The sequence below is a fragment of the Streptomyces antioxidans genome, assembly GCF_000968685.2.
GTDB lineage: Bacteria > Actinomycetota > Actinomycetes > Streptomycetales > Streptomycetaceae > Streptomyces > Streptomyces antioxidans.
Map to the genome: position 1 here is coordinate 121,765 of NZ_LAKD02000004.1, position 25,700 is coordinate 147,464.

The following is a 25,700-nucleotide window of genomic DNA, read 5'->3' on the forward strand; positions in this document are numbered from 1 at the left end:
GTTCACCGCGCCACCGCCGCGCAGTAGTCCTCGTCGGTGGCGAGGAGGTTCCGGTGGGTGTCCTCGACCGCGATGACGCCGTCGTCCAGGACGAGGACCCGGTCGGCGGCGTCCAGGAGGGCCGGGCTGCTGGTGATCACGATGGTGGTGCGGCCCCGGCGAAGCTTCGCGACGCCCCGCGCGATGAGCTGTTCGGTGACCGCGTCGACGGCCGTCGTCGGGTCGTGCAGCACGAGGACTTCGGTGTCCGCGGCGAGGGCGCGGGCCAGGGACAGCCGCTGGCGCTGCCCCCCGGAGAGGTTCGCACCGCGGTCGCGGACGCCGTAGTCGAGCCCTTCGCCGTGCAGGGCGACCACATCGGTCAGCATGGACGCCTCGACGGCCTCGGGGACCATCCGGCCGGCGCCCGACGGGTCGATGTTGGTGCGCAGGGTGCCCGCGAAGATCTCCCCGTCGTACGGATTCACCAGCATGTGCTCGCGGACCGCCTCGACCGACAGGTCCGCGAGCTCCCGCCCGCTGATCCGCACGGCTCCCTCGTACGCGCCGGGTGGCACCTGAACCGCCAGGATCGACGCGAGTTCGGCGGCCGCGCGGGGCTGGTAGGCGGCGATGGCCACGAACTCGCCCGCGGACACCTTGAATTCCAGATTCCGCAGCTCCCCGTACCGGACGCAGTCGATCTCGAGGTCTCCCCCTTCGACCGGGCGCTCCGGCCCCGGGGTCATCACCGGCGGCGCGGTCAGCACCAGTGCCATCCGCTCGGCCGAAGCGCGCGCGATCATGATGTACTTCGGCATCTCCGCGAACATCTTGAGCGGTTCCATGATGAACTGCGCCAGTCCCACCGCCATGACGAGTTCCCCGACGTTGATCAGGCCGTGGAACGCCAGCCAGCCCGCCGTCAGGGTCACCGCGCCGGCGAGGATCGCGTTGAGGGCCAGCGCGGCCCCCGCGTACGCGCCGTTCACCTTGGCGACGGTGATCGCCTGGTGCTTCGCCTCCGCGCTGACCTTCCGATAGGACCGGAACGCCGCGTGGTTGCCGCCGAAACCGTGCAGCGGGCGCAGGCCGGTGATCAGGTCCGCGACCTTGGCCCCCGCACGCGCCACCCGGGCCTGCTGCTCACGGGTGCTGGTGCCGATCCGTTTGGAGAGCACGCTCAGGATCGACAGGATCGCGACGGTTCCCACGAGCACCAGCAGACCGAGCCGGATGTCGGCCAGCCCCAGCGCGACCGCCGCGACCAGCACCGCCACCAGCGAGCTGATCAGCAGCGGCACCACCTCGATGATGTCCGCGGTCTGGTCGGCGTCCTCGGTGGCGATGGTCAGTACCTCGCCGGACTTCAGGTCGGTGTCCCTGGCCACCGGCTGGAGTCCGCAGGCGGCCACCTTCACCCGCCAGCGGTGCGCCTCGGTGGTGTTGGCCTTCTGGAGGACGCGCATCCCGAACCGCCACGACAGCGACACCGTCGTGATGATCACCGCCAGCGCGGCGATGGACAGGCCGAGCGCGCCGAGGTTCCGGTCCCGCATCGTGTGCTCGACGATCAGGCCGAGCGCGATGGGGAAGGCGGTCTCACCGGCCTGGTACAGGCCCATCAGAACGGTGCCCGAGGCCATGGCGCGGACGTTGCGGCGCAGCGCGGTGCGGAGGATGTCGGACCCCGGTCGGGGCCGCTGGGTGTCAGGAGTTTTCATCAAGGTAACGGGCAATCGCTTCCGGGGTGCGCAGGGTGAACAGGTCTCGGATCGTGATCACGGGGCCGTACTCCCGGCGGAGCAGCCCGTTCAGCCGTACCGCCACCATGGAGTGCCCTCCCAGGGACACGAAGTCGCTCACCGCGCTCACCTCGTCGTCGTCCAGATCGAGTGCCTCGGCGAAGAACTCGCACACCACGGTCTCGGTCCCGGTCTGCGGCCCCCGCTCCCCCGCCGTGGTCAGCGCGCCCAGCGGTTTGGCCTCCGGCAGCGCCTTGGTGTCGGCCTTCCCGTTCACCGTCAGGGGGATGCTGTCGACCTGGGCGTAGTGCGTCGGGCGCAGGAAGTCCGGCAGCCCGGCGCCCGCCTCGGCGGCGACCGCCGCCAGGTCGGCGCCGTCCAGGACGAGGTAGGCGGCCAGCCGGTAGGCGCCGTCGACCTGCGGATCGGGCTGCGCGACCGCGGCGGCGAACCGCACCGCCGGGTGCGCCGCGAACGCGGCCTCGACCTCGCCCGGTTCGACCCGGTGGCCCCGGATCTTGACCTGCTGATCGGTGCGGCCCAGGTACATCAGGTTCCCGTCGGGCCGGCGGACCACCAGGTCCCCGGTGCGGTACATCCGCTCGCCGGGTGCGCCGAACGGGCACGCCACGAAGCGGTGCGCGGTCTGGGCGGCCTGGCCGAGGTAGCCGCGGGCGATGCCGATGCCCGACACATACAGCTCACCGGGGGCTCCGTCCGGCAGCGGCCGCAGCCATGGATCCAGCACGTACACCTCGGTGTTGTCGATGGCCACGCCCACCACCGGGTCCTGGCATTCGAAGGTGCCGACACCCAGGGTGTTGATGGTGTACTCGGTGGGTCCGTACAGGTTGTAGCCGACCGTCCCCTCGGTCTCGGCGAGCCGCCGCCACAGCGCGGGGGTGACCGCCTCGCCGCCGAGCAGGACGAGCGCCGGCCGCCGTGCCGGGTCGTCCAGCAGGCCCTCCGCCACCAGCTGCTGCGCGTAGGTGGGGGTCACGTTGATGACGTCGATGCCGTGCTCGAGGCAGTACTCGGCCAGCCGGGGGGCGTCACGGCGCAGCTCCTCGTCACAGATGTGCACCTCGTGGCCGTCGGCGAGCCACAGCAGCTCCTCCCAGGACATGTCGAACGCGAACGACACGGTGTGCGCGATCCGGAAGACCCGGTGGCCGTGTTCGGCCAGCACCGGCGCGAAGATCCGGCGCTGATGGTTGATCAGCATGTTGGTGAGCCCGGCGTACTCGGTCACCACGCCCTTGGGCCGCCCGGTCGATCCCGAGGTGTAGATCGTGTACGCGGGGTGCCGCAGGCGGTTGGGGTCGTCCGGCGCGAACGTCCGATACGGCTCGGCCTCCGGCAGGGGCCGGTCCAGCTCGATCAGGTCGCCCGTCAGCCGGGGCGACACGGCGCTCACGGTGAGGATCACGTCCGGGCGGGCGTCCGCGACGATCGAGGCGATCCGCTCGTCCGGGTGGTCCAGCTCCAGCGGCACATACGCGGCGCCGGCCCGCAACACGGCGAACAGCGCCACGATCGAGTCCGGGGAGCGCGGGATCGCCAGCCCCACGGTCGCCCCGGGGCCGATGCCGCGCCGGACGAGCACACCCGCCACGGCGCGGCTGCGGTCCCTGAGCGCGGCGAAGGTCATGGCCGAGCCATGGGCGACGAGCGCCACCCGCTCCGGGGCGCGGTCCGCCGCCTGATCGAACCGGTCCACGACGGTGTCCGTGCCGATGTCCGTACGCTCGCCAGGCGAGGGCCGCGGCCCCACTCCCGGCAGCGCGCCGACCGGTCCGGTCGAGCGGGCCAGGTCCTCGAGCACCCGCAGGTAGTCCGCCAGGAGCCGCCGCGCGTTCGCGGTGTCCTCGTCGCGGTACTCCAGTTTGACCGTGAGCCGGTCGCCTGGCGTGACGACCCAGGTGAAGGGGTAGTGGGTGGAGTCGTCGGCCTGTACCGAGGTGATGCCGTGCCGGTCGTTCATCTCGGCGAGCCCGTCCAGGTCCAGGAAGTTCTGGAGCACGAAGAGGGTGTCGAAGAGGGTGTCGTGCCCGGTGGCCCGCTGGATCTCGCCGAGTCCGAGGTGCTCGTGGTCCATGGCCTCGACCCTGGCCGTCTGCACGGCGGAGAGGTATTCCCCGACGGTGTCGTCCGGCCGGGCCCGGGTCCACATGGGCACGGTGTTGAGGAGCACCCCGACGATGCCGTCCAGCCCCTCGCCCTCCCGGCCGGAGACGGTCACGCCGAACACGGCGTCACCGCGGCCCGTGTGGGCGCCCAGCAGGAGGCCGAACGCGCCGGTCAGCACCGAGTTGAGTGTGACGCCGTGCGCCCTGGCCGCCTCCCGCAGCAGCTCCGACCCCTCGGCGGACAGCGTGTGCACGAGCGCGTGCGGCAGCTCCTCCGAGAGGGCCGGCGCGCGTCCGGCGAGCAGCGTCGGGCCGGGGAGACCGGCCAGCTGCTCCGCCCAGAAGCGCTCCGACGCGGCGGTGTCCCGGGCGGCGAGCGCCCGGGCGTGGTCCTCGAAGCTCGGGGTGGCCGGGGCCGGGTCGAACGGCTCGCCCGCCACGACGGCCCGGTAGGCGTCGAACAGGTCCCGCAGCACGATCGCGCGGGACCAGCCGTCCCACAGCAGCAGGTGGTAGCTCAGCAGCAGGCCGTCGCGGCCTTCGGGCAGACGCACCACGGTCAGCCGGATCAGCGGCGGTTCACCGGGGTCGAATCCCGTGTCGCGGTCCCGGGCGCGCAGGGCCTCTGCTTCCGCGTCCGTCGACAGCCGCACCGTGTGGACGGCGACCCGCCGGCCCGGGGTGAGGACCTGGACCGGGTTTCCGTCGTCGTCGGTGGTGAAGCCGGCGCCCACCACCGGATGCCGCGCGATCACCCGCGCCATGGCCTCCGACAGGGCGCCGGTGTCCAGGCGCCGGTCGAAGGTGAACCAGCTCTGCGCCACGTAGTGTCCGGCCGAGCCGGCCATCTGGGCCTGGAAGTACAGGCCCCGCTGGAGCGGGGTGACCGGTGCCGTGCGCTCGGCCGTCGCGGAGGCGTCCGCGATGTGCTCCAGCGCGCTCCGCCAGTGCTCGGTGATCTCCTCGGGGATGCCATCGGCGAGGGTGAAGGCGGCGTGCAGGCTGCCGGTGGCCGCGTCGGTCCACGCGTTGACCTCGACGGCGTACGGACTGCCCCCGCCGCCGGTGAGGTGCGGCGCCTGGGACTCACCGCCCCGGCCGAGGTAGTTGAACAGCACCTGCGGACGGCCGACCAGCAGCGGAGCGGTCTGCGGGTTGAGGTATCTGAGCAGGCCGTAGGTGAGGTGCCCGCGCTCGTCGGGCTGGCGTTCGGCGAGCTCGCGGGCCGCCGCCACGGGGTCGGTGTGTGCCGTGAGCCGCACGGGCGCGATGGAGGTGAACCAGCCGACCGTACGGGCGTAGTCATGGTGGTCCAGCGCCGGGACCCGGCCGTGCCGCTCCAGCTCGATCGCGAGATCGGTGGGCGACGGCTGGATGTGGGTCAGCGCGGTGCGCAGCGCGCCGCACAGCAATTCGGTGAGGCCGACGCCGAGTGTGGTGGGCGCGGTACGCGTAACGCGGTCGCTCACATCGGGGGCGAGCACGACGGTGGTCTCGCGCGACTCGCCGAGGGTGGGCAGCAGTTCAGGAGCCTGGAGCGTGGTGGCCCAGTGCCCGAGGTCGTCGATCGCATGGGTGGACTGGAGGGTGAGCGCTTCGGCGTACTCGGCGTACGACGTGGTCGGCGGTGCCAGGGGCTGCCCGCGCAGGGCGGTGGCGAGGTCGTCCAGCAGGATCAGCCAGGACACCGCGTCGACCGCGAGGTGGTGGGCGGTGACCACCAGGGTCCGGCTCGCCGCCAGCCATGAGAACGCGATGATGTGGCCGGATTCGGGATCGAGCCGTCCGGCCGCTTCGTTCGCCGCCTTCGTCGCGTCGGTCGTGTCCGCCCGTACGACGGTGATCTCACGTTCGGGTTCGGTGCGCAGCTCCCACACCCCGTGCTCGACGCGCAGCCGCAGCCGGAGGACCGGGTGGGCGGCCACCACGGCGTTCGCCGCGCGCTCGATATCGGCGAAGGTGACGCCCTCGGCGGCCACCAGCGTCCTGGCCTGGGCGAACCGGGCGAGCGAGCCCCCGATTTCGCGCTGCCGCAGGATGATCGGTGTCGGCGTCAGCGGGCCGTCTCCGCGGCGGGCCGGCGTGGCGGCCGACTCCCGTGGCGGGCGCGTCGCCACGTTCCCGGCGAGCGCGCGCGGTGTCCGGTGCAGGAACACGTCCCTGGGCGCCATCGGCAGATGGAGCGCCCTGGCCCGGTTGACCACGGTGATGGCGACGATGCTGTCACCCCCGGCCCGGAAGAAGTCCGTGTCGGCGTCGACGGCGGAGCCGGGCAGGGCCTCGGCGAAGATGTCGACGAGCGCGGCGAGCGCGGAATCGCTCCCGGTCGGCGGGGTGTGGTCCTGGTCCTGAACGGGCTCTGCGACCCGCCCGGCCAGGGCCTTCCGGTCCAGTTTGCCGTTGACCGTCAGCGGCAGGGCCGCGACCGGCAGAATCCGGGCGGGCACCATGTGCGCGGGCAGCTTCGCGGACAGCGGGCGGGTGATATCGCGGGGCACCCGGCCCACGATGTGTGCGACCAGGTGGTCACCGGTGTCCGCCACGGTGACGGCCGCGTCGACCACGCCGGGGAGTTCCCTGATCGCGGCCTCCACCTCGCCCAACTCGACGCGGAATCCCTTGAGTTGGACCTGGTCGTCGACGCGGCCGGTGAACTCCAGCTCGCCGTCGAGGGTGCGCCGGGCGAGGTCGCCCGTGTGGTACATACGGGAGCCGTCACCCGCGAACGGGTCGGCCACGAACCGGCCCGCGGTGAGCCCCGGCCTGCCCAGATAGCCGAGCGACACCTGGTCACCGGCGACGTAGATGGCGCCCACCCGGCCCGGTGCCACCGGCCGGAGCCGGTCGTCGAGCAGGTAGGTGACCAGCCCGGGGATCGGGCCGCCGATGGGGCTGGCGCCGTCGCAGGAGCCGAAGTCCTCTTCGGTCAGCACCCGGTGGGTGACATGCACGGTGGTCTCGGTGATGCCGTACATGTTGACCAGCTCGGGCGAGCCGGAGCCGTACCGCTCGACCCAGCCGCGCAGCCGCCCGATATCCAGCGCCTCGCCGCCGAAGATGATCCGGCGCAGTGCGGTGACCGGCTCATCGGCATGCCGGTCGGCCTCGATGAACTGGTAGAACGCCGAAGGGGTCTGATTGAGCACGGTGACACCGCGTTCGCGGACCAGCCGGTGGAAGTCGACCGGGGAGCGCGTCAGGCCGTACTCCGGCACCAGCAGCTCACCACCGTGGACCAGCGCGCCCCACAGCTCCCAGACCGCGAAGTCGAAGGCGTACGAGTGGAACTGGACCCACACGTCATGCGGGCCGAAGTCCATCTGGGGCCGGGTGTTCGCGAGCAGCGTCACCACGCTGGAGTGCGGAACGACGACGCCCTTGGGCCGGCCGGTCGATCCGGATGTGTAGATCACATACGCGGGGTCGTGCCAGCCGGGCCCGGGACCGGTCGTCTCCCCCGTCGGCGGTTCGTCCCCCCGCACGAACACCTGGGCGCTCACGCCCGCTCGGTCCAGCATCCGGGTGAAGCGGTCCCGCTGCTCGCCGTCCACCAGAACCACCTGCGGAGCGGAGTCGGCGAGGATGTACTCCAGCCGTTCGTCCGGGTGGGCCGGGTCCAGCGGTACGTACGCGCCGCCCGCCGTGACCACCGCGACCAGGGCGAGGACTTGTTCGAGGGAGCGCGGGACGGCGACGGCGACGCGAGTGCCGGGCCCGACACCGGCCGCGCGCAGCGCCGAGGCCAGTTCGTTCTTCGCCCCGGCCAGTTCGCCGTAGGTCAGTGACCGGCTGCCGCCGTCGAGGCCGCACTGGGTGACGGCGGTGGCGGCCGGGTCGCGGTCCGCGGCGGCGTCGAACAGCGCGCCCAGGGTCACGGGACTGACCGGCGCGGGACGGGTGGCGTTCCCGGGAGCCAGATCGTCGACCAGGGCGTCCGGTCGGGTGAGCAGCCCGGTGAGGGTCCGGGTGAACGTGTGCAGGATCGTCCGGGCGCTCGCCTCCCGCAGCAGTGCCCCGTCGTAGATCAGGTTGAAGCGCGGACGGCCGTCGGCCACGCGCTCGACGACCAGCGTCAACGGGTAGTGCGGGGCGCCCTCGTTGGCGATGTCGGTGATGACCAGTGTGTCGCCGGGGCGCCGCAGCGTGGCCGGATCGGTCGCGACGTCGAACACCACCAGGGTGTCGAAGAGCGTGCCCGCCCCGGCCTGGCGGCCGATCCTCGCCAGCGAGACATGCTGGTGCGGAAGCACCGCGCTCTGGTGTTCCCGGACGGCGGTGAGGAGGTCGTGCGCCGTGGTGGTGGCGGCCCAACGGGCGCGTACGGGGATGGTGTTGATGAACAGGCCCACCATGTCCTCGATGCCGGGCACGTCCGCGTCGCGGCCGGACACCGTGGAACCGAACACCACGTCCTGGCCGTGCAGGAGGGAGCCCAGCGTCACCGCCCACGCGCTGTGCACGGCCACGCTCAGCGGCACCCCGGCGGACCGTACGGCCGTGTCGATGTCGTCGGCCGGTTCCACGGCGGTGTCGGCGAACCGGTCGGACGAGGTGTGCCCCTCGGCGACGAGCGAGGGGCCGGTCAGATCGGCGAGTTGCTCGCCCCATACCCGGTCGCTCTCCTCGGCGTCGCGACCGGCGAGCCGGCGCACATAGTCGGGGAAGCCGCCGACGGGGTACGTGGTCCCCGGCGTGTGGTACTCGGCCAGCAGCGCACGGAGCATCGGCGGCACCGACCAGCCGTCGGCGATGATGTGGTGCACGGTCTGCACCAGGATGTTCCGGCCGGAGCCCGCGCGGATGAGCGTGTACCGCATCAGCGGGCCGGTCGCCAGGTCGAACCCGGTGCGCCGGTCCCGCTCGGCGTATTCGCGGATCTCGGCGTCGGTGATCCCGGGGCGGTCCAGGGTGGTGAACGGCGCTCGAACACCGCCCTCCAGCACGGAGACCACACGCCCGTCGGCCAGGGCCACGAACCGCGCGGCCAGGTTCGGGTACAGCGTGAGCAATCGGGTGGCCGCCGAGGCGAGCCGGTCGGCGTCCGCCTCTCCGTCCAGCTTCAGCAACTGCTGCTCGACGTAGGAGCCCGCCGAGTCGTCGTCGAAGACCGAATGGAAGTACAGGCCCTCCTGCAACGGGGTCAGCGGCAGGATGTCCCGCAGCGCCGGGCCGTCCAGGGCGTCGACGTCCGCCTGGGTGAGCCGGACCAGGCCGAAGTCGCTGGGAGAGTGGCCGCCCAGGTCGAGCCCGGCGAGGGCGGTCAGTGTCTCCCGGAAGTACTCGCCGATGGCCGTGATGTCCTCGTCGGTGAACATCCCGTCGGGCCAGGAGACGGTGGTGACCAGCTCGTACGCACCGGTCGGGGCGGGTTCGGCGATGGCGTTGAACTCCAGGGCTCGCGGCAGGCGCATCCTCGGGTCACGCCTCTCCCCCAACTGGCCCGTGGACCCGGACAGTTGCCAGTCCCCGGACTCGCCCGCCTCGAAGCGGCCCAGGTAGTTGAAGAGCACCTGCGGTGCGGGCGAGTCGAACCCGGTGCGGGTCAGATAGCGCAGCGCGCCGTAGGAGACGCCGTTGTCCGGCACCCGGGCGAGGTCGTCCTTGACGGCCTTGAGCGCGGCGGTCAGGTATGCGGGGGCGGTGAAGTCGGCCGCCGCGCCGGGGTCCACGGTGACCGGGAACAGGGTGGTGAACCAGCCCACCGTGCGCGACAGTTCGGGCTCGAAACCGGCGGAGCCCGCCACGAACTGCCCCTCGCGGCCGTGCCCCTCGAGTTCGATATGCGCGAACGTCTGGTCCTGTCCGAGGTCGCGGCGCCACCGGGCGAGAGTGACGGCGAGCGCGGTGAGCAGTACGTCGTTGACGCCCGCGTGGAACTTCGCGGGTATCTCCCCCAGCAGCGCGGCCGTGACCTCGGGGCCGACCGGGAGGGTCCGGACCCGCTCGCACGCGACGGTGTCGTCGCCGGACAGCGCGCGCCTGCCCACCGGCTGGTCCGTACCCGGCAGCGGGCGCCGGTAGTAGGCGCTGTCCGCGTCGTACGCCGCGCGCTCCAGCAGCTGTGTCCAGCGCCGGAACGACGTGCCCACCGGCGGCAGTTCGACCGGGGCGCCCGAGGCGAACTGGCGCCACGCCGTGGCCAGGTCCTCCATCAGGATCCGCCAGGACACGCCGTCGATCACCACATGATGGGCGACCAGGACCAGCTGCCGTGCCTGGCGCCGCCAGACGGCACGCAGCATCACCCCGCCCGCCGGGTCCAGTCCGCCGGTGGCGAGCGCGACGCACTCCTCCAGCGGCCGGTCGCTCTCCTGCCAACCGGCGGCGGCCGGTCCGGCCTCCGGGATGTCGAAGCTCCAGCTGTCGCCGCGTACCAGCTTGGCGCGCAGCATGTCGTGGCGCCGGACGAGGACGGCGAGGATCTCGTCGAGAGCGCCGGCGGTCAGGCCCGCCGGGGTGTTCACCACCACCGACTGCACAAAGCCGTCGATCGCGTCCGTGGTCTCGCCGAGCCACTGCACGATGGGCGATCCCACGACCGGACCGGTCGCGACATCGCGGTGGTCCCCCGTGGAGACCTCCTCACGGCTCGCCACCGCCGCGAGCGCGCCCACCGTGCTGTGGGTGAAGATCTGCCGTGCCGTGACATGGAGACCGGCGTCGCGCAACGCGCTCAGCAGCGAGATCGCCAGGATGCTGTCCCCGCCGAGCTGGAAGAAGTCCTGGTCGACACCGACCTCGTCGCGCCGCAGCAGTGCCGCGACCGCCGCGCACACCACACGCTCGTTCTCCGTGGTGGGCTGGATGAGCGAGCCCTGGCCGATCGCCGGCTCCGGCAGCGCGCGCCGGTCCAGCTTGCCGTTCGCGGTGAGCGGGAACTCCTCCATCACCACGATATGGGCGGGCACCATGTACTCCACCATGTGCGCCCCGGCCCACTCCGTGACCTCGTCCGCGCGCAGGTCCTTGCGCCCGGCCACCGGGATCACATAACCCACCAGGTAGGTGCCGCCCGCGGCGTTCTGCTTGGCGACGACGCAGGTGTGCCGTACGCCGGGGTGCTCCGCGAGACCGGCCTCGACGTCCTCGATCTCCAGCCGCATACCGCGGATCTTGATCTGGTTGTCGGCCCGGCCGAGGAAGTCCAGCGATCCGTCCGGGTGGAAGCGGGCGAGGTCACCGGTCCGGTACAGCCGGGAACCGTCGTCGGCGAAGGGGTTGGCGACGAACCGGGACGCGGTCAGACCGGGCGCGCCCGCGTATCCGCGCCCCAGGAGGAACCCTCCCGCGTAGAGCTCGCCGCCGACCCCGACCGGGACCGGGCGCAGTTCGTCGTCCAGCACATACAGCTGGGTGTTGGGGTTGGCCCTGCCGATCGAGGTGGACAGGCGTTCCGCCGCGCCCCGGTAGATCACATGGGAGACGCCGATCGTCGTCTCGGCCGGGCCGTAGCCATGGTACAGGGGGATGTCCAGCTTGCCGCGGAACCGCTCGTAGAGCTCCGGAGTGAGCACCTCGCCGCCGCACCACACATGCCGCAGGCTGTCCAGGCGGCCGGAGTCGCCCGCCATCTCCAGCAGCACGTCCAGCATGGACGACACCAGGTAGGTGAAGGTGACCCGCTGCTCGGCTATCACGCCCAGCAGATGGTGCGGGTCGCGTTCGCCCCCGGGCCGCAGGACCACCAGCCTGGCGCCGCAGACCAGCGGCAGGAAGATCTCGTTGATGGAGATGTCGAAGGACAACGGCGCCTTGAACAGCGACGCGTCGTCGTGGCCGAAGCCCAGGATCTCGTTCACCTGCCACAGCAGGCGCTCGCTGATCGCCTCGTGCCGGATCATCGCGCCCTTGGGCCGCCCGGTCGAACCGGATGTGAAGATCACGTATGCCAGGGCCGCGCCGGGGACGGTGATTCCGGTCCCCTCGGTGGGGTGGGAGTCGAACCTCCAGTCGCCGAGGTCGACGGCCACGGCTTCCGGTTCACCCGGGTCGTGTTCGCCGGAGTGGTTGAGCTGCACGACGACCCCGGCGTCCTCGATGACGACGGCGCGGCGTGCGGCGGGCCACCGCGGATCGAGCGGCACGAACGCGGCCCCCGCCTGGACCACGGCGAGCAGCCCGATCACCATGTCGGCCGAGCGGTCCAGCGAGATGCCGACGACCTGCTCGCGATCGAGTCCGCGGTCGATCAGATGGTGGGCCAGCTGGCTCGACATGGCGGCTGCCTGACGATACGTCAGCGTTCGGTGCTCGTCGACGATGGCGACGGCGTCCGGCCTGGTCCGCGCCTGCTCGCGGAACATCTCCACGATGGTCGGGCGGTCCCGGTCGGCCTGCGTATCGTTCCACTCGGCCAGCGACTCCAGCCGCTCGGCCGTGCCGACCGGGCCGATGGTGCCGATGGGCCGGTCCGGGAAGTCGGCCAGGTCGTCGAGGGCGCGCTGGGCATCGGCGAGCGAGACGCCTGCCGGGGCGGCGATGCTCCGGCCGTCGGCGCCGACCCGCCAGCCGGCGGGTCCCACCCCGCCGTTGTCGACCCACCCGAGGACATCGGCGAACAGCGTGCCGGGGGTGAGGTCGATGCCCTCGGGGCTTTCGCCCGTCGCCCAGTACGACAGCCCGATGGCGCACGCTTCGGCGATGGTCCTGTCGGGGTAGCCGCCGACCCGCCGCCGTACGCCGGCCAGTCGGTCGGGGGTGAGCAGTGCGAGACGAGCGCTCGGTTCCATCATCGAAGACTCAGCGTCCCTTCCACGGCACGAAAGTTAGCCCAACCTAAATTAGGATTACCTAACCGACCTCTCGCCAGGCCCGCCACAGTCGCGCGTACCGACCGCCCTGAGCCACCAGCGCCTCATGGGTCCCCTGCTCCACGACGCGTCCGGCGTCCAGCACGGCGATCCGGTCGGCCGCCACCGCCTGGGTCAGCCGGTGCGCCACGAACAGCGTGGTGCGGCCCGAGCACGCGGCCAGCACGGCCCGCTCCAACTCGGCGGCGCCTTCGCTGCCGGCCTCCGCCGTCGACTCGTCCAGCACCACGACCGGCGACCGGCTCAGCACCAGCCGGGCCAGGGCGAGCTGGGCGACCTTGGTGACGTCCAGGCGCTCGCCCCCCTCCCCGACCGGGGTGTTCAGCCCGTGCGGCAGCGCCTCGACCCATCCCTCGGCGCCGACCGTGCGCAACGCGCCCAGCAACTCGGCATCGGACGCCCCGGGCGCGGCGAGCCGCAGGTCTTCGGCGAGCGGGCCGGAGAACACATGGGTCTCCTGCGTCAGGATGCTCACCAGGGCCCGCGCCCCGGCCTCGTCCAGACCGGCGAGGTCGGTCGGTCCGATACGCACCGTTCCGGACTGCGGGGTCCCGACGCCCGCGACCAGCGCGGCCAGGGTCGTCTTCCCCGCGCCCGTGGCGCCCACCAGCGCGAGCGAGCCTCCGGCCGGGATCGTGAGACCGACCTCCCGCAGGACCGGCTCCTCGGTGCCGGGGTAGCGATACGTCAGGCCCGCTACCGTCACCGGCAGGGGCGCGGCGCCCGCCGGGGCGACGGCCGGGTCGCCCACCAGCCGGTTCTCGGCGTCCTCGGCCAGCACTCCGACCAGCCGGGTCAGGCTCGCGCCCGACTTCTGCGCCTCGTCGAAGGTGAACATGATGAGGCCCAGCGGGGTGAACAGCCGATGGAACAGCAGTGGGGCGGCCGACACCTCGCCCAGACTGGCGGCGCCGGTCTCCAACAGGGCGTAGCCCACGAGGAGGATCAGGACCAGTCCGATGAACTCGGCGCGGTTCTCCCGGCCGACGAACCGGCCGAAGAACCGGAACACCTCGATACCAAGATCGCGCACCCGCCAGGACTCACGGGTGACCTTCTCCCGGAAGGTGTCCTCGAGGCGGTACGCCCGGACCGTGTCGATCCCGTTCAGGCCGCTGATCAGCGCCTGCGCCCGGTCGGCCTGGGCCGCCCGCTGCTTACGGTAGAGCGGGGCGGACCGGGGGAGGTACCAGCGCAGGGCCAGCGCATACGCGGGCAGCGCGGCGGCGCCCGCCAGCCCGAGCCGCCAGTCCAGCCCGAACATGCCGGCCGTGGCGATGGCGACCAGCACTCCCGCCGAGAACACCGTGGGGATGGCCGTGCGGATGCCCTTGGAGATGACGGCCACGTCATCGCCGACCCGGGACAGCACATCTCCCCGACCGACCTGCTCGATCCGTGCGCTCGGCATCCCGAGCACCGCCCGGACGGCGCCTTCGCGTAGCCGCGCGAGCAGATCCGCGCCCAACCGCCCAATCAGATAGGTCGACACCGCGGTGGCGGCCGCTCCGAGCAGCGCGGCGGCCGCCATCAGGGCACCGATCACGACCAGCACCGACTGCGACTCGCCCTCAACCACCCCGTCGACCACCCGGCCGAGCAGCAGCACCGGCAGCACCTGGAGCGCCGCCCCGGCCACCGTGGTGAGGACGGTGGCGGCCGTCAGCCATGGCACACCGCGGCAGTGTGCGGCGACCCAGCGGGTGGCCTCATGTCCGGTCGCGGTGCGCAGAGTTGCCGGGGGGACGCGCGTATCGGTGGCGCTCACGTCCTACTCGGCCGACTTGACGAGCTCGTCGATGGCGTACGGCATCGACAGCAGCGTGCCCTGGGAGATGGCCGCGCCGACCGCTGGGCCCTCGCTGTCCGGCAGGTACGACACGTTCCCCTTCTTCACGGCGTCCAGGTTGGCGAAGAGCTTGAACTTCTTCAGCGCTTGGGTGTCCGCCTTGTCGTTGATGACGAAGACGTGGTCGACGTCGACCAGGTCGACGCGTTCGGGCGAGAGCTTGGTGTAGAACTTTCCACCCGCGATCTTGTCAATCTCGGTCCGGTAGGTGAAGCCGATGCCCGTCACCAGCCGTCCGCGCACATCGGTGGAGGTGAACGGCGCCACGGAGTTCTCGTACCAGGACAGCACCACGGCGGTCTGGTCGGCGAACTCCGGGTGCGCCTTCCCGGCCGCTGCCAGCTTGCCCTGGATGTCCGCCACCTTCTTCTCGCCCTCCTTCGCCTTGCCGAGTGCCTTGGCGATGTGCAGCGCGTTGTCCTGCCAGGGCGCGCTGAAGGGCTCCTTCTCCTTCTTGGTGCGGGCCACCGTCGGGGCGATCTTGGAGAGCTTGTCGTAGGCGGGCTTGTCGATCTCGGAGTAGACCGCGACGATCAGATCCGGGCGCAGGGCGGCGATCTTCTCGTAGTTGGGGCCGGAGTCGCCGTTCTTCATGATGACCTCGGGCCTGGCGCCGCCCCACTTGTCCTTCACCCAGGGCCACTGGGTGTTGATGTCGGGGCTCCGGCCCGCCGGGTTCGGGTACTGATCGACCATGCCGACGGGCTTGATGCCGAACGCCAGGATGGCCTGGTCGTCCGTGTAGCCGACGGAGACGACCCGCTGGGGGGCCTTGCTGATCGTCGTGGATCCGAACGCATGCTCCACGGTGACCGGGAACGAGCCGCCGGCGCCGCCCGAGGTGGTCTCACTCCCCTTGTCCTCCGAGCCGGAACCGCATCCCGCGAGAAGGCCGGCGGCGAGGGCCGCGGCGGACAGTATCGCCGCCAACCGCCGCCGGGGCCTTCTACGCGTCGTGTCGTGGAGGAGCATCCGGGATCCCCTTGCTTTCGCGCTGTCCACTCGACCCTGTCTTAGGGCAGGCAAACCTTACCCTGAGCAGGTGAGGTTAGCCTAGCCTCACTTGCATAACCTGAGCGGGATCTAACCGAGTTGGACGTGAGCACGGCCGATCGGCACGATGAGCGGCCGGTCCCCCACCGGGTCGTCGATCACCATGGCACGCAACCCGAACGCCTCGTGCAGCAGCTCGGCGGTGATCACCTCCCGGGGGTGTCCCTGCGCCAGGATCGCGCCCTGTTTCATCACGATGAGGTTGTCGCTGTAGCGCGTGGCCAGATTGAGGTCGTGCAGCACCATGACCACGGTGCACCCCGACTCGTGCAGATCGTCCACCAGATCGAGCACATCGATCGCGTGCGCCAGGTCCAGATAGGTCGTCGGCTCGTCCAGCAGCAGCAGATCGGTGCCCTGAGCCAGCGTCATCGAGATCCAGACGCGCTGACGCTGCCCGCCGGAGAGTGAGTCCACCGGACGGTCGGCCAGGTCGGACACCCCGGTCATGGCCAGCGCGCGCGCCACGATGGCCGCATCGTCCGACGACCACTGGCGCAGCCAGCTCTGGTGCGGATGGCGGCCCCTGGCGACCAGGTCGGACACGGTAAGCCCCTCCGGGGCGACCGGCGACTGCGGCAGCAGACCGAGCTTCTTCGCCACGTCCCTGGTCCGGAGCCCCACGATGTCGTCACCGTCCAGCAGCACCGTTCCCCTGACCGGCCTGAGCAGCCGCGACAGGGTGCGCAACAGGGTCGACTTCCCGCAGCCGTTGGGGCCGATGATCGTGGTGACCACCCCCGGCGGGATTGCGACGTCGAGATCGTCGATGACGGTCCGGGCGCCGTACCCGACCGCGATACCCCTGGCTGCCAGCCGTGAGGTGTCATCGACCGCGCACTCGGTCCCGGTGCTGGTCTGAGTGACCACAAGGCCCCCTTGTTCAGGCTCATCCGACTTCTTACCAGCTACCCGCGGTTCGCCCGCACCAGCAGATAGACGAGGAAGGGGCCGCCGACCGCGGCGGTGACCACGCCGACCGGGAGGTCGACCGGCAGCGCCGTGCGCGCCACCAGGTCCGCGCCGATGAGCAGCAACGCGCCCACCACCCCCGAGGCGACCATCGGCGGCGTCGGGCACCTCGCCACGCGCATCGCCACCTGCGGCGCCACCAGCGCGACGAACGGCACCGGGCCGGCCGCGCTCACCGCCACCCCCGCCAGCAAAACCGCGCAGAGCAGCAGGACCGCCCGCACCATCGCGTACCGGACCCCCAGGCCCGCGGCGACATCGTCGCCGAGGTGCATCGGCTTGAACTGGAACGCGACACATGTCACGACCGCCAGAAGGACGAGCGAGCACCACAGTGCCACCCGCACCTCCGCCCATGACCGGTTGTCCAGCGAGCCGATCAGCCATGCCTGGGCCCGGGCCACATCCCTGATGTCGGCCGAGGCCAGCAGCCACGTCGTGATCGCCTCCATCACGGCGCTCACCGAGATGCCGATCAGGATGAGCCGGAAGCCGTCCAGCCCGCGCCGCCACGCCAGGAAGTACACCAGCAGACCCGTACCGAGACCACCCGCGAGTGCCGCCGCGGACAGCCCCACGGCGTCGACGATCGCCGTGGCCGCCCCGCCCGACACCGTCACCAGGAACACCGCGACCGCCCCCGCACCCCCGGTGATCCCCAGGATGTCCGGGCTGGCCAGCGGATTGCGCGCGATGGACTGTGTAATCGCCCCGGACACCCCCAGCGCGACGCCCACGACGAGCCCGGCCAGGGCGCGCGGCATCCGCAGGTCCATGATCACGAACTCGTCGACCCGCTCGCCCCGGCCGAAGATCGTGGCCGCCACCCGGGGCAGTGCGATGGGGAAGTCCCCCACGCCGATGGACAGGCAGAACACCAGGAAGGCCGCCGCCGCCAGCAGCAGCGTGACCAGCGCGACCCAGGGCCGCCAGACGAAGGACACACGGCCGAGCCGGACGCCCGGCGCCACTGATGGCTTCACCTCGGTTCCGTTCATACGCTCTTGAACTTTCCGCGCCACACCAGAACCGCGAAGAAGGGGGCGCCGAGGAAAGCGACGAGGACACCCGCGTCCAACTCGCCCGGCCGCACCACCAAGCGTCCCGCGACATCGCAGAGCAACAGGACGATGGCGCCGAGCAGACCCGCGTACGGCACCAGCCACCGGTAGTCCGGCCCGGTCAGATAGCGGGCCACATGCGCCACCATGAGCCCGAGGAAGGCGATGGGGCCGCACGCCGCCGTCGCCGCTCCGGCCAGCAGGGTGACGGCGGCGATGCCGATGGTCCGGCTCAGGGCGATGTTCACCCCGAGCGCCCGCGCCACATCGTCACCCAGATTGAGCAGATTGAGCGCGGGCAGCGTGATCAGCGCCAGCACCAGCCCGATCCCGATGAACGCGGACACCGGCCAGATGACGTCGAATCCGACGCCGGCCGGCGAGCCCGCGTTCCAGAACCGCAGCGCGTTCAGCGCCGCCTTGTCCGACAGCGAGACGGCCGTGGTCATCGCCGCGAGGAACACCGTGATCCCCTGCCCGGCCAGTGCGAGCGTCAACGGATTGCCCGCCCCCCGGCCGATGCTGGCCAGCCCGAACACGACGACACCGGCGACCGCCGCCCCCAGGAAGGCGAACCAGACGTACTGGAACGGATCGGCGAACCCGAACACGGCGATCACCGTCACCACCGCGAACGAGGCACCGGCGTTCACGCCCAGCAGGCCCGTGTCGGCGATCGGGTTGCGCGTGTACCCCTGGATCAGCGCTCCGCCGACCCCCAGGGCGATGCCCGCCACGATCGCGAGCACCGTCCGGGGCATCCGCACGGTCCGCACGATGAGCCTGATCTCGGTGAGCCGCTGGTCGGCGTCCGGACCCCCGAACAGCCCGTGCCACACCTCGGCGGGGCTCAACGCCCGCGCGCCGACAGCCAGCGACACCGCCCCCGTGATCACAAGGATCACCACAAGCGTGCCCAAACCCACAATTCGCCTGTGACGGACCTGCGTTGGCCCCCTGGGCGCGGTGCGCTCGACTTCGATCGTGCCCATGTCGACGTACGTTATCCCTTTGCTTCCAGGCGGGGGCGCGGCGGTGTGCGGCTGAACCGGGTGGGCGGATCAGCGGGCGGTGCTGCCGGTTCCGTCGGCGACCGTCCGAGCCTTGCCGGAAGCGGACGCGAGGCCCCGGCCGAGGAGCGAGTCCAGGATCTCGCCGACCCTGATGGCGGTGTTGGACAGCAGGGACGATGTGATGCCGTGTGTGTGCTCCGTGCCGCCTTGCAGATAGATGCCGCAGCGCAGATCGGCATCGGTCGCGATGCGGTAGTCACGCTCGACGCGGACGCGGCCGTCCTCGTCGCGGAGGCAGCGGTCCGCGACCTCACCGAGCACGCCGACGGGGTCGGCGGGGCTGTAGCCGGTGGCGAAGACCACGACATCCGCGTCCAGGAGGGTCTCCTCACCGGTGACGAGGGACGAGACGGCAGCCCGGACCTTGTCGGGGGTCTCCTTGACGTCCACGAGCCGGGACACGTTGAGGAAGCGCAGGCGCTCGGTACCGAGGACCTTCTCCTGGTACATCTGCCGGTACAGGTCGTCGATCAGGTCGATGTCCACCACGGAGTAGTTGGTGTTGCCGTGGTAGTCCATCAGCCGGCGCTTGACGTTCTCCGGTGCGGTGAAGAACTCGTCGACGGCCCCGGGGTCGAAGATCCGGTTGGCGAAGCTGCTGTCGTCGGCGGGGCTGTAGCCGTAGCGGGAGAAGACCGCGCAGACCTCGGCCCGGGGAAAGCGGCGGTGCAGGTAGGCGACGTTCTCCGCGGCGCTCTGCCCGGCTCCCACGACGATGAACCTGGAGGGCGACGTGCCCTCCAACTCATCGACCTTCACCATCAGTTCGGAGTTGTGCCAGACGCGGTCGCCGCGCTCCACACCCTCCGGCAGCAGGGGACGCAGACCGGTGCCGATGACGAGGTTGCGCGCTCGGTGGACGGCGAGCCCCTCCCCCGAGCGAACCGTCACGTCCAGATGCTCCACGGCGCCGTCGCGCAGGACGGGCGTCACGCCGACGACCTCATGACCGTAGGAGACCATGTCGTCGACCTTGCCGGCGGCCCACTCGAAGTAGTCGTGGAACTCCACCCGCAGCGGGAAGAGGTTCTTGTGATTGATGAAGTCGATCAGCCGTCCCCTGCTCTGGAGGTAGCACAGGAAGCTGTACTCGCTGGCGGGGTTCCGGAGCGTCACCAGGTCCTTGAGGAAGGACACCTGCATGGTCGCGTCGTCGATGAGCATGCCTCGGTGCCAGCCGAAGCGCGGCTGTTGCTCGAAGAAGTGGGCGGTGACCGCCTCCTCCCTCCCGACGCCTTCGTTGTGCTCGCTGAGTGCGATCGCCATGGCCACGTTGGACGGCCCGAAGCCGATGCCAATGAGGTCGTGGATCAAAGGGGCGTCGCCAGGACGAGCCTGTGCCATGTCACTCCCATCGTGCGGCGGCGGCCGCCATGCGGGACGGCCGACCCGGGGTCGAGCATCAGGAAGTACGGAAGTCGGGCACGCCGAAGAGCCACGACCCAAAACTTAGGTAAGGCTAAGCTCATGCCATCCGGCTGTCCAGAGTCAAACCGACGGCCGGAGGGCAAACAGCCGGACGCACACGGCCGCCAAAGGCTGTCCACGGACACTCCGTTGACCACTTAGGTAAGCCTTGCTTTACTAGCCACGACCATTCTCTGCGCTGAGGAGGAACTCCATGCGGGTCGTCATGTTCGGTTACCAGACCTGGGGGCACCGCACCCTGCAAGCCCTCCTGGACTCCGAACACGACGTGGTACTCGTCGTGACCCACCCCAAGAGCGATCACGCGTACGAGAAGATCTGGAGCGACTCGGTCGCCGACCTCGCCGAGGAGCACGGCGTCCCGGTGCTACTCCGCAACCGCCCCGACGACGACGAACTGTTCGAGCGCCTCAAGGAGGCCGATCCGGACATCATCGTGGCCAACAACTGGCGGACCTGGATCCCGCCGCGCATCTTCGGCCTCCCGCGCCACGGCACGCTGAACGTCCATGACGCGCTGCTGCCGAAGTACGCCGGCTTCTCCCCGCTGATCTGGGCACTGATCAACGGCGAGCCCGAAGTGGGCGTCACCGCGCACATGATGAACGATCAACTCGACGCCGGCGACATCGTGCGTCAGGAGGCGGTTCCGGTCGGGCCCACGGACACCGCCACCGATCTCTTCCACAAAACCGTCGACCTCATCGCCCCGGTCACCCTCGGCGCGCTCGGCCTCATCGCCGCCGGGCAGACGGAGTTCACCAAGCAGGACCGGTCCCGGGCCAGCTTCTTCCACAAGCGGTCCATCGAGGACAGTCGCATCGACTGGACCTGGCCCGCGGAGGACCTTCAGCGCCTGGTCCGCGCCCAGTCCGAGCCGTACCCCAGCGCCTTCACCTTCCACAAGGGCAAGCGTCTCGAGATCCTGGCCGCCGTGGTGTCCCAGGGCCGGTACGGCGGCACTCCCGGACGCATCTTCTACCGCGAGGGCGACGGCGTGGCCATCGTCGCCGGAGCCGACGCGCGCAACGGCCGCAACCACGGTCTGGCCATCACACGCGTACGGACCGAGGACGGCCGGGAGTGGGCCGCGACGGAGTACTTCACCTCGATGGGCGGCTACTTGACCAGCCACCCGTGACACGCCGTCCCCGGCGTGACCGGCACCCGCGTCATCGTGCGCCGCGAGCGGCCCCACCCCGAGGTCCGGATCTCCCTGTTCGACCAGGACGGGGCCGCGCCACGCGTCGCTAATACCGCGCGCTGGTTTCGGTCGGCCCGCGGGCAGACGGGCACATATGTCGCAGCGGCCGCCATATGGAATGCTGGCGATTCTCCGCAAAGCCGCTTATTCGCGATTTCATTAGCCTTTTATTTTCAGTGGTCCATCCAATGATATCTGGTCTATCGCGCATCTCGAATGGCGTGTTCCATGACGTCGCCACACCTTCGCGCCGGGTAACGGAATGGCAAAATGGAGCGGGGTCCATTGATCGACGGAAGGCTCTGACCTACGGTTAATCCGATCGTTCTTCGACCGAACCATTAGAGGGAGTTGATACCAATGGCGTCAGGATTGCTCCGTAAGGTGGAGAAGGTTCAGCAGGCACGCGAGCAGGAAAAGACACTCGCGAACAGCCACGCCAGGCAGGCCGTGCGAGCCTAGCACTATGGATCTCGGCGACCTTGTTTCGCCCTTGGCCCAGGACGAGTTCCTGGGCCAATCCTTTGGGCGGAAGTTTGAGATATTCGAAGGCCCGAATGGCCGTTTTTCGGACCTACTGTCCTGGTCGGCCCTCAATGACATTCTCAGGTATCATCGCCTGGACTCGCCGCGGTTGAGACTTATGCGCGGCGGTAAGCCGATCGAGCCCGAATCCTACGCCACCCTGATGCGGGGCACATTCGAAGGCGAGCAATACCGACAATTGCGCCCCGGGGCGTTCGCGGAGCAACTGCATTCGGGCGCGACCTTGGTCCTGGACAGCGTCGACGAGTTGCACGGTCCCGTGTCGGACCTCACTGCCGCGCTGGAGCGTCGGCTTCGCGTTCCCGTAGCGGCGAGTGCCTACGCCTCATGGGGAGCCACGGACGGCTTCGGCGTCCACTGGGATGATCACGACGTCCTGGTGGTTCAGGTCGCCGGTCGCAAGCGATGGAGCGTGTACGGGCCCTCCCGCCCCTGGCCGCTCCATCGAGACGTCGAACCCAACCGTACGCCCCCGGCCGAGCCGCAGGCGGAGTTCGTCCTCTCCGATGGCGATGTGCTGCACGTACCGCGTGGATGGTGGCACGCCGTCGCCGCGGTTGACGAGCCGACCCTGCACGTGACATTCGGCATCACACAGCCCACAGGGATCGACCTGGTGACGTGGCTGGCCGATGAGATGCGCGCGGATCCGCGCTTTCGTCAAGATCTGCCTCGTTATGCTGGCGATGAGGCCCTGATCGATCATGTGGCGGCACTCCGCACGGCATTGCTGGACGTACTCGACGACAAGAGCGTGGTGACACGGTTCTTCAGCAGCCAGGATGCCAACGCTCCCCTTCGGCCGCGTCTCAGCCTGCCCAATGCCGCTACGGCAGACGTAATTCCGGGCGATAACGCATTTCAAGTGGTCTTCTTGGCACCACGGGCGATGCTGCGTGGAGAGGACGACGCGGTCACTCTCACCGCAGATGGCCAGGAATGGACATTTGACAGCGTAGCGCGCCCGCTTTTGGAGCGACTGCTGGATGGCAGCAGAGTTGAGCTTCAAGAGCTGGTGGCTCTGGCCGAGGGAGCACTGGACCATGCGACGGTTCGCACTTTTGTCGCGGAACTCGTGAAGGTCGGTCTGGTCGCTGTAGAAGCCTCTTGAGCGCGGGCCGACCGCGTCAGCCGCGACGTGCCCCTTCTCCGCCTGAATCCATGGAGAAGGGGTATATCGCGTTTCCGCCGGCGTAGCCTGCTGATGGGACTGCCCGGATTCGGGTGAGTGCGCTTATGCGCGGGATCACCGGGTACGCGGCCGCGCGCATGCTGGGACCTATGGGACCTAGCAGGGCCTGCGAGGGGCAACAGCGGCGGGTGCCGCCCGGGCGGGATCGGCGGCTTCCTCCGCGCGGCCGACCCGGAGCCCCCCGATCGCCGATGAGGCACACGCGGTCACCGCTCGCGTTCGCTGCGCGGTCGGCTTTGCAGGAATGAGTGCGCGTGTTATCCAATGAAAGTGCGTGGTCGGATCTCGGAGCCCCATCGCATGGATTCGGGCGTGTCTGCGGCATGTGCCGGGTCGGCCAGTGAGCTGGAAGAACCGCATGGACTCACCGTCATACCCCTCGTCCTCGGCGTCGTTCGACCTGGTCGGTCGCGCTTTGGAGGGCTACATCCGGCAGCACGGACCAAGCGCTGCCGATGGGTCCGCCGGGCCGGAGAACGACCAGGGCGACTCCACGGCCCACCGCCCCGGACGCACCGGCGATGCCCAGGAGCAGATTCTCGGCGCTGTCCATCTGGACCGGGATCTGCGCATCACTCGCGGCAACCTGGACGCCCCGGCGTTCGAGGGGCTGACCGTGGAGCCCGGGAGCGCCTTCGTCGATCTGCTGCCTCCCGGGGACGTACCGACGGTGACGCGCCGGCTGCGGCAGGTCATCGAGACGGGAGAGGCGCACGTCGCCCGCGTCCAGCGCCTGCGCCGGGACGACGGCTCCGAGCTCGTCGTCTCCATGAGCATCCTGCCCGCCGCAACGCCTCAGGACGGCCTCACCGTCTCGCTGATCGCGATGGCCAAGAGGCTGCATCAGTACGCGTCCGAGACCGCGATCGGGAGGTCGCTGGACATCGGCGAGACCGCGCAGTCCCTGGCGCAGTCGCTGCTGGCCTGGGGGGACGTGGTCTCCGTCGACCTCGACTACGCCGTGTGGTCCGGCGAGGCCGTCATCGAGCGGGACCAGGGGCGCATGCGGCTGCGGCGCGCTGCCCTGGTGCCGGACCGGGTGTGGCCCGCGGGCTATCTGACGCCCGGCGACGACCTTCCCCGCGAGGCCGCCCGGCTGCTGTCCCTCGCGGTCAAGGGTGACGACGTCGCCCAGGCCGTCGTCATTCCCGACCGGGAGACGATCGAGTGCGCACTCGACAGTCCACGGCTGGTGAGCGCCCTGGTCCCCACTGACCGGCCGGTGAGTGTGGTGTGCGTACCGCTGGTCGTGGATGGTCCCGGGGACAAGCCGCCCGTCGTACTGGGTGTGGCGGAGGTGTGGCGGCGTCCGGACCGGCCCTTCCACGACAGCGAACTGCTCGACCTGCAGGAACTGGTGGCCAGAACGGCCCACCACGTCGATCTGGCCCGTCAGCACCAGCGCGAGCACGCCCAGGTGCTGGCGTTGCAGCGCCGGCTGCTGCCGCGGGGCCGGGATGACACCATTGAGGTCGCCACTGTCTACCAGCCCGCCACGCCTGACAGCGCGGGCGTTGGCGGGGACTGGGTGAACAGCTTTCCGCTGCCCGGCGGCCGTACCGCACTCGTCGTGGGCGACGTCGTCGGGCACGGCCTGGGCGCGGCCGCTGCGATGGGTCAGATCAGCATGGAGGCCCGGGCACTGCTCTCGGCGGGGCTGGCGCCCGACGAGGTGCTGGGGCACCTGGACGAGACCGTCACGATGCTGGATGACGCGGACACCGGCGTGGCGACCGGCTACAGCGCGCTGGGCTCGACGTGCTGCATCGCGGTGTACGACCCGGTCAACCACCAGGTGGTGGTGTCCAGTGCGGGCCACCTCCCGCCGGTGCTCGTCCTGCCCGACGCGACCGCTGAGACGCTGACGGTGCACCCCCACCCCGGTCTGGGTGCCGAATTCGCCCTGCGGGAACCGTTTGATGTGCACACGTTCGACGCGCCCCCGGGCTCGCTGCTCACCCTCTACACCGACGGCCTGGTAGAGGATCGCACGGTCGCCATCGACGAGGGCGTCGGCATGCTGCGGCGGGCGGTGAGCCGGGTGCATCCGTGGGATGACCTGCAACGGGCCGCGTGGCGGGTGGTCACCGAGCTGGCTCCGCGGGGCCGACAGCGCGACGACGTGACACTGCTGCTCGCCCGGATGACCGGCCGCCGCGAGCGGGACACCGCGGCCTGGCGCCTGCCCGCCCGGGACGACGCACCCGCCCACGCCCGCTCGTCGGCTTCGGCACTCCTCCAGCAGTGGTGTGTCAGGGAGGAGACCCGTGACAGCGCCCTGCTGCTGATCAGCGAGCTGGTCACCAACGCCGTGCGGTTCGCCACCGGGCCCGTCAGCGTACGGCTGATCAGGACCCGTCAGGGCCTGCTGTGCGAAGTGGGCGACACCGGCAACGGCCGGCCGCGGCTGCGGCGCGGTGGCCCCTTCGACGACAGGGGGCGCGGTTTGCGCGTCGTCCACAAGCTCACCATGCGCTGGGGGGTGCGGTGGACCGACGCCGGCAAGGTCGTCTGGGCGGAACTGGCGTGGTGACGGAACTGTCCTGGTGGCGGCGCGGGCGTGGTAACGGCCCGGGCGTTGCCGTCGCGCCCGGCTCGGCACGGTGACCCGCCGCGCCGGACCGGGCACCACAGGTCACCCAAAGGTACGGCTCGCGCA

General features: G+C 70.5%; 11 protein-coding genes. 3 read left to right on the top strand and 8 right to left on the bottom strand.

Annotated elements, in window-relative coordinates; genetic code table 11:
* Positions 1-2: 2 nt before the first annotated feature.
* The 8 genes from VT50_RS03060 to VT50_RS03095 all read right to left on the bottom strand — a co-directional run bounded on the left by VT50_RS03060 (position 3) and on the right by VT50_RS03095 (position 20,015).
* A complete protein-coding gene (locus VT50_RS03060) occupies positions 3-1,703 on the bottom strand; it encodes an ABC transporter ATP-binding protein (RefSeq protein ID WP_046089792.1) in 1,701 nt (566 codons plus the stop codon).
* Positions 1,690-12,585, bottom strand: coding sequence for a non-ribosomal peptide synthetase (locus tag VT50_RS03065; RefSeq protein ID WP_046089793.1), 10,896 nt, complete (start codon positions 12,583-12,585; stop codon positions 1,690-1,692). The genes VT50_RS03060 and VT50_RS03065 overlap by 14 nt, the downstream gene beginning before the upstream one ends.
* Positions 12,586-12,643: 58 nt before the next feature.
* Complete coding sequence (locus VT50_RS03070) at positions 12,644-14,431, bottom strand: ABC transporter ATP-binding protein (RefSeq protein WP_046089794.1); 1,788 nt, start codon at positions 14,429-14,431, stop codon at positions 12,644-12,646.
* 3 nt (positions 14,432-14,434) lie between these two features.
* Entirely contained in the window at positions 14,435-15,484 is a 1,050-nt protein-coding gene (locus VT50_RS03075; RefSeq protein ID WP_046089795.1) for an iron-siderophore ABC transporter substrate-binding protein, read from the bottom strand.
* Positions 15,485-15,595: 111 nt separating this feature from the next.
* Complete coding sequence (locus VT50_RS03080; protein ID WP_046089796.1) at positions 15,596-16,435, bottom strand: ABC transporter ATP-binding protein; 840 nt, start codon at positions 16,433-16,435, stop codon at positions 15,596-15,598.
* A gap of 38 nt (positions 16,436-16,473) precedes the next feature.
* Complete coding sequence (locus VT50_RS03085; RefSeq protein ID WP_046089797.1) at positions 16,474-17,535, bottom strand: FecCD family ABC transporter permease; 1,062 nt, start codon at positions 17,533-17,535, stop codon at positions 16,474-16,476.
* Positions 17,532-18,590: a FecCD family ABC transporter permease gene (locus VT50_RS03090; RefSeq protein ID WP_046089798.1), complete on the bottom strand. Its 1,059-nt coding sequence runs from the start codon at positions 18,588-18,590 to the stop codon at positions 17,532-17,534. Before VT50_RS03090 ends, VT50_RS03085 begins: the two co-directional genes overlap by 4 nt.
* 69 nt (positions 18,591-18,659) lie before the next feature.
* Entirely contained in the window at positions 18,660-20,015 is a 1,356-nt protein-coding gene (locus VT50_RS03095) for a lysine N(6)-hydroxylase/L-ornithine N(5)-oxygenase family protein (RefSeq protein WP_046089799.1), read from the bottom strand.
* 277 nt (positions 20,016-20,292) lie between these two features.
* On the opposite strand from VT50_RS03095, the gene VT50_RS03100 reads away from it, so the two are divergent.
* The 3 genes from VT50_RS03100 to VT50_RS03110 all read left to right on the top strand — a co-directional run bounded on the left by VT50_RS03100 (position 20,293) and on the right by VT50_RS03110 (position 25,574).
* On the top strand, positions 20,293-21,240 hold the full coding sequence (locus tag VT50_RS03100) for a methionyl-tRNA formyltransferase (RefSeq protein WP_046089800.1): 948 nt from the start codon (positions 20,293-20,295) through the stop codon (positions 21,238-21,240).
* A 529-nt stretch (positions 21,241-21,769) separates the two neighbouring features.
* Positions 21,770-22,960 (top strand): cupin domain-containing protein, encoded by a 1,191-nt coding sequence (locus VT50_RS03105; protein ID WP_046089801.1) that lies wholly within the window; start codon positions 21,770-21,772, stop codon positions 22,958-22,960.
* A gap of 439 nt (positions 22,961-23,399) precedes the next feature.
* Positions 23,400-25,574, top strand: coding sequence for a SpoIIE family protein phosphatase (locus VT50_RS03110; protein ID WP_046089802.1), 2,175 nt, complete (start codon positions 23,400-23,402; stop codon positions 25,572-25,574).
* The last annotated feature ends 126 nt before the right edge of the window (positions 25,575-25,700 follow it).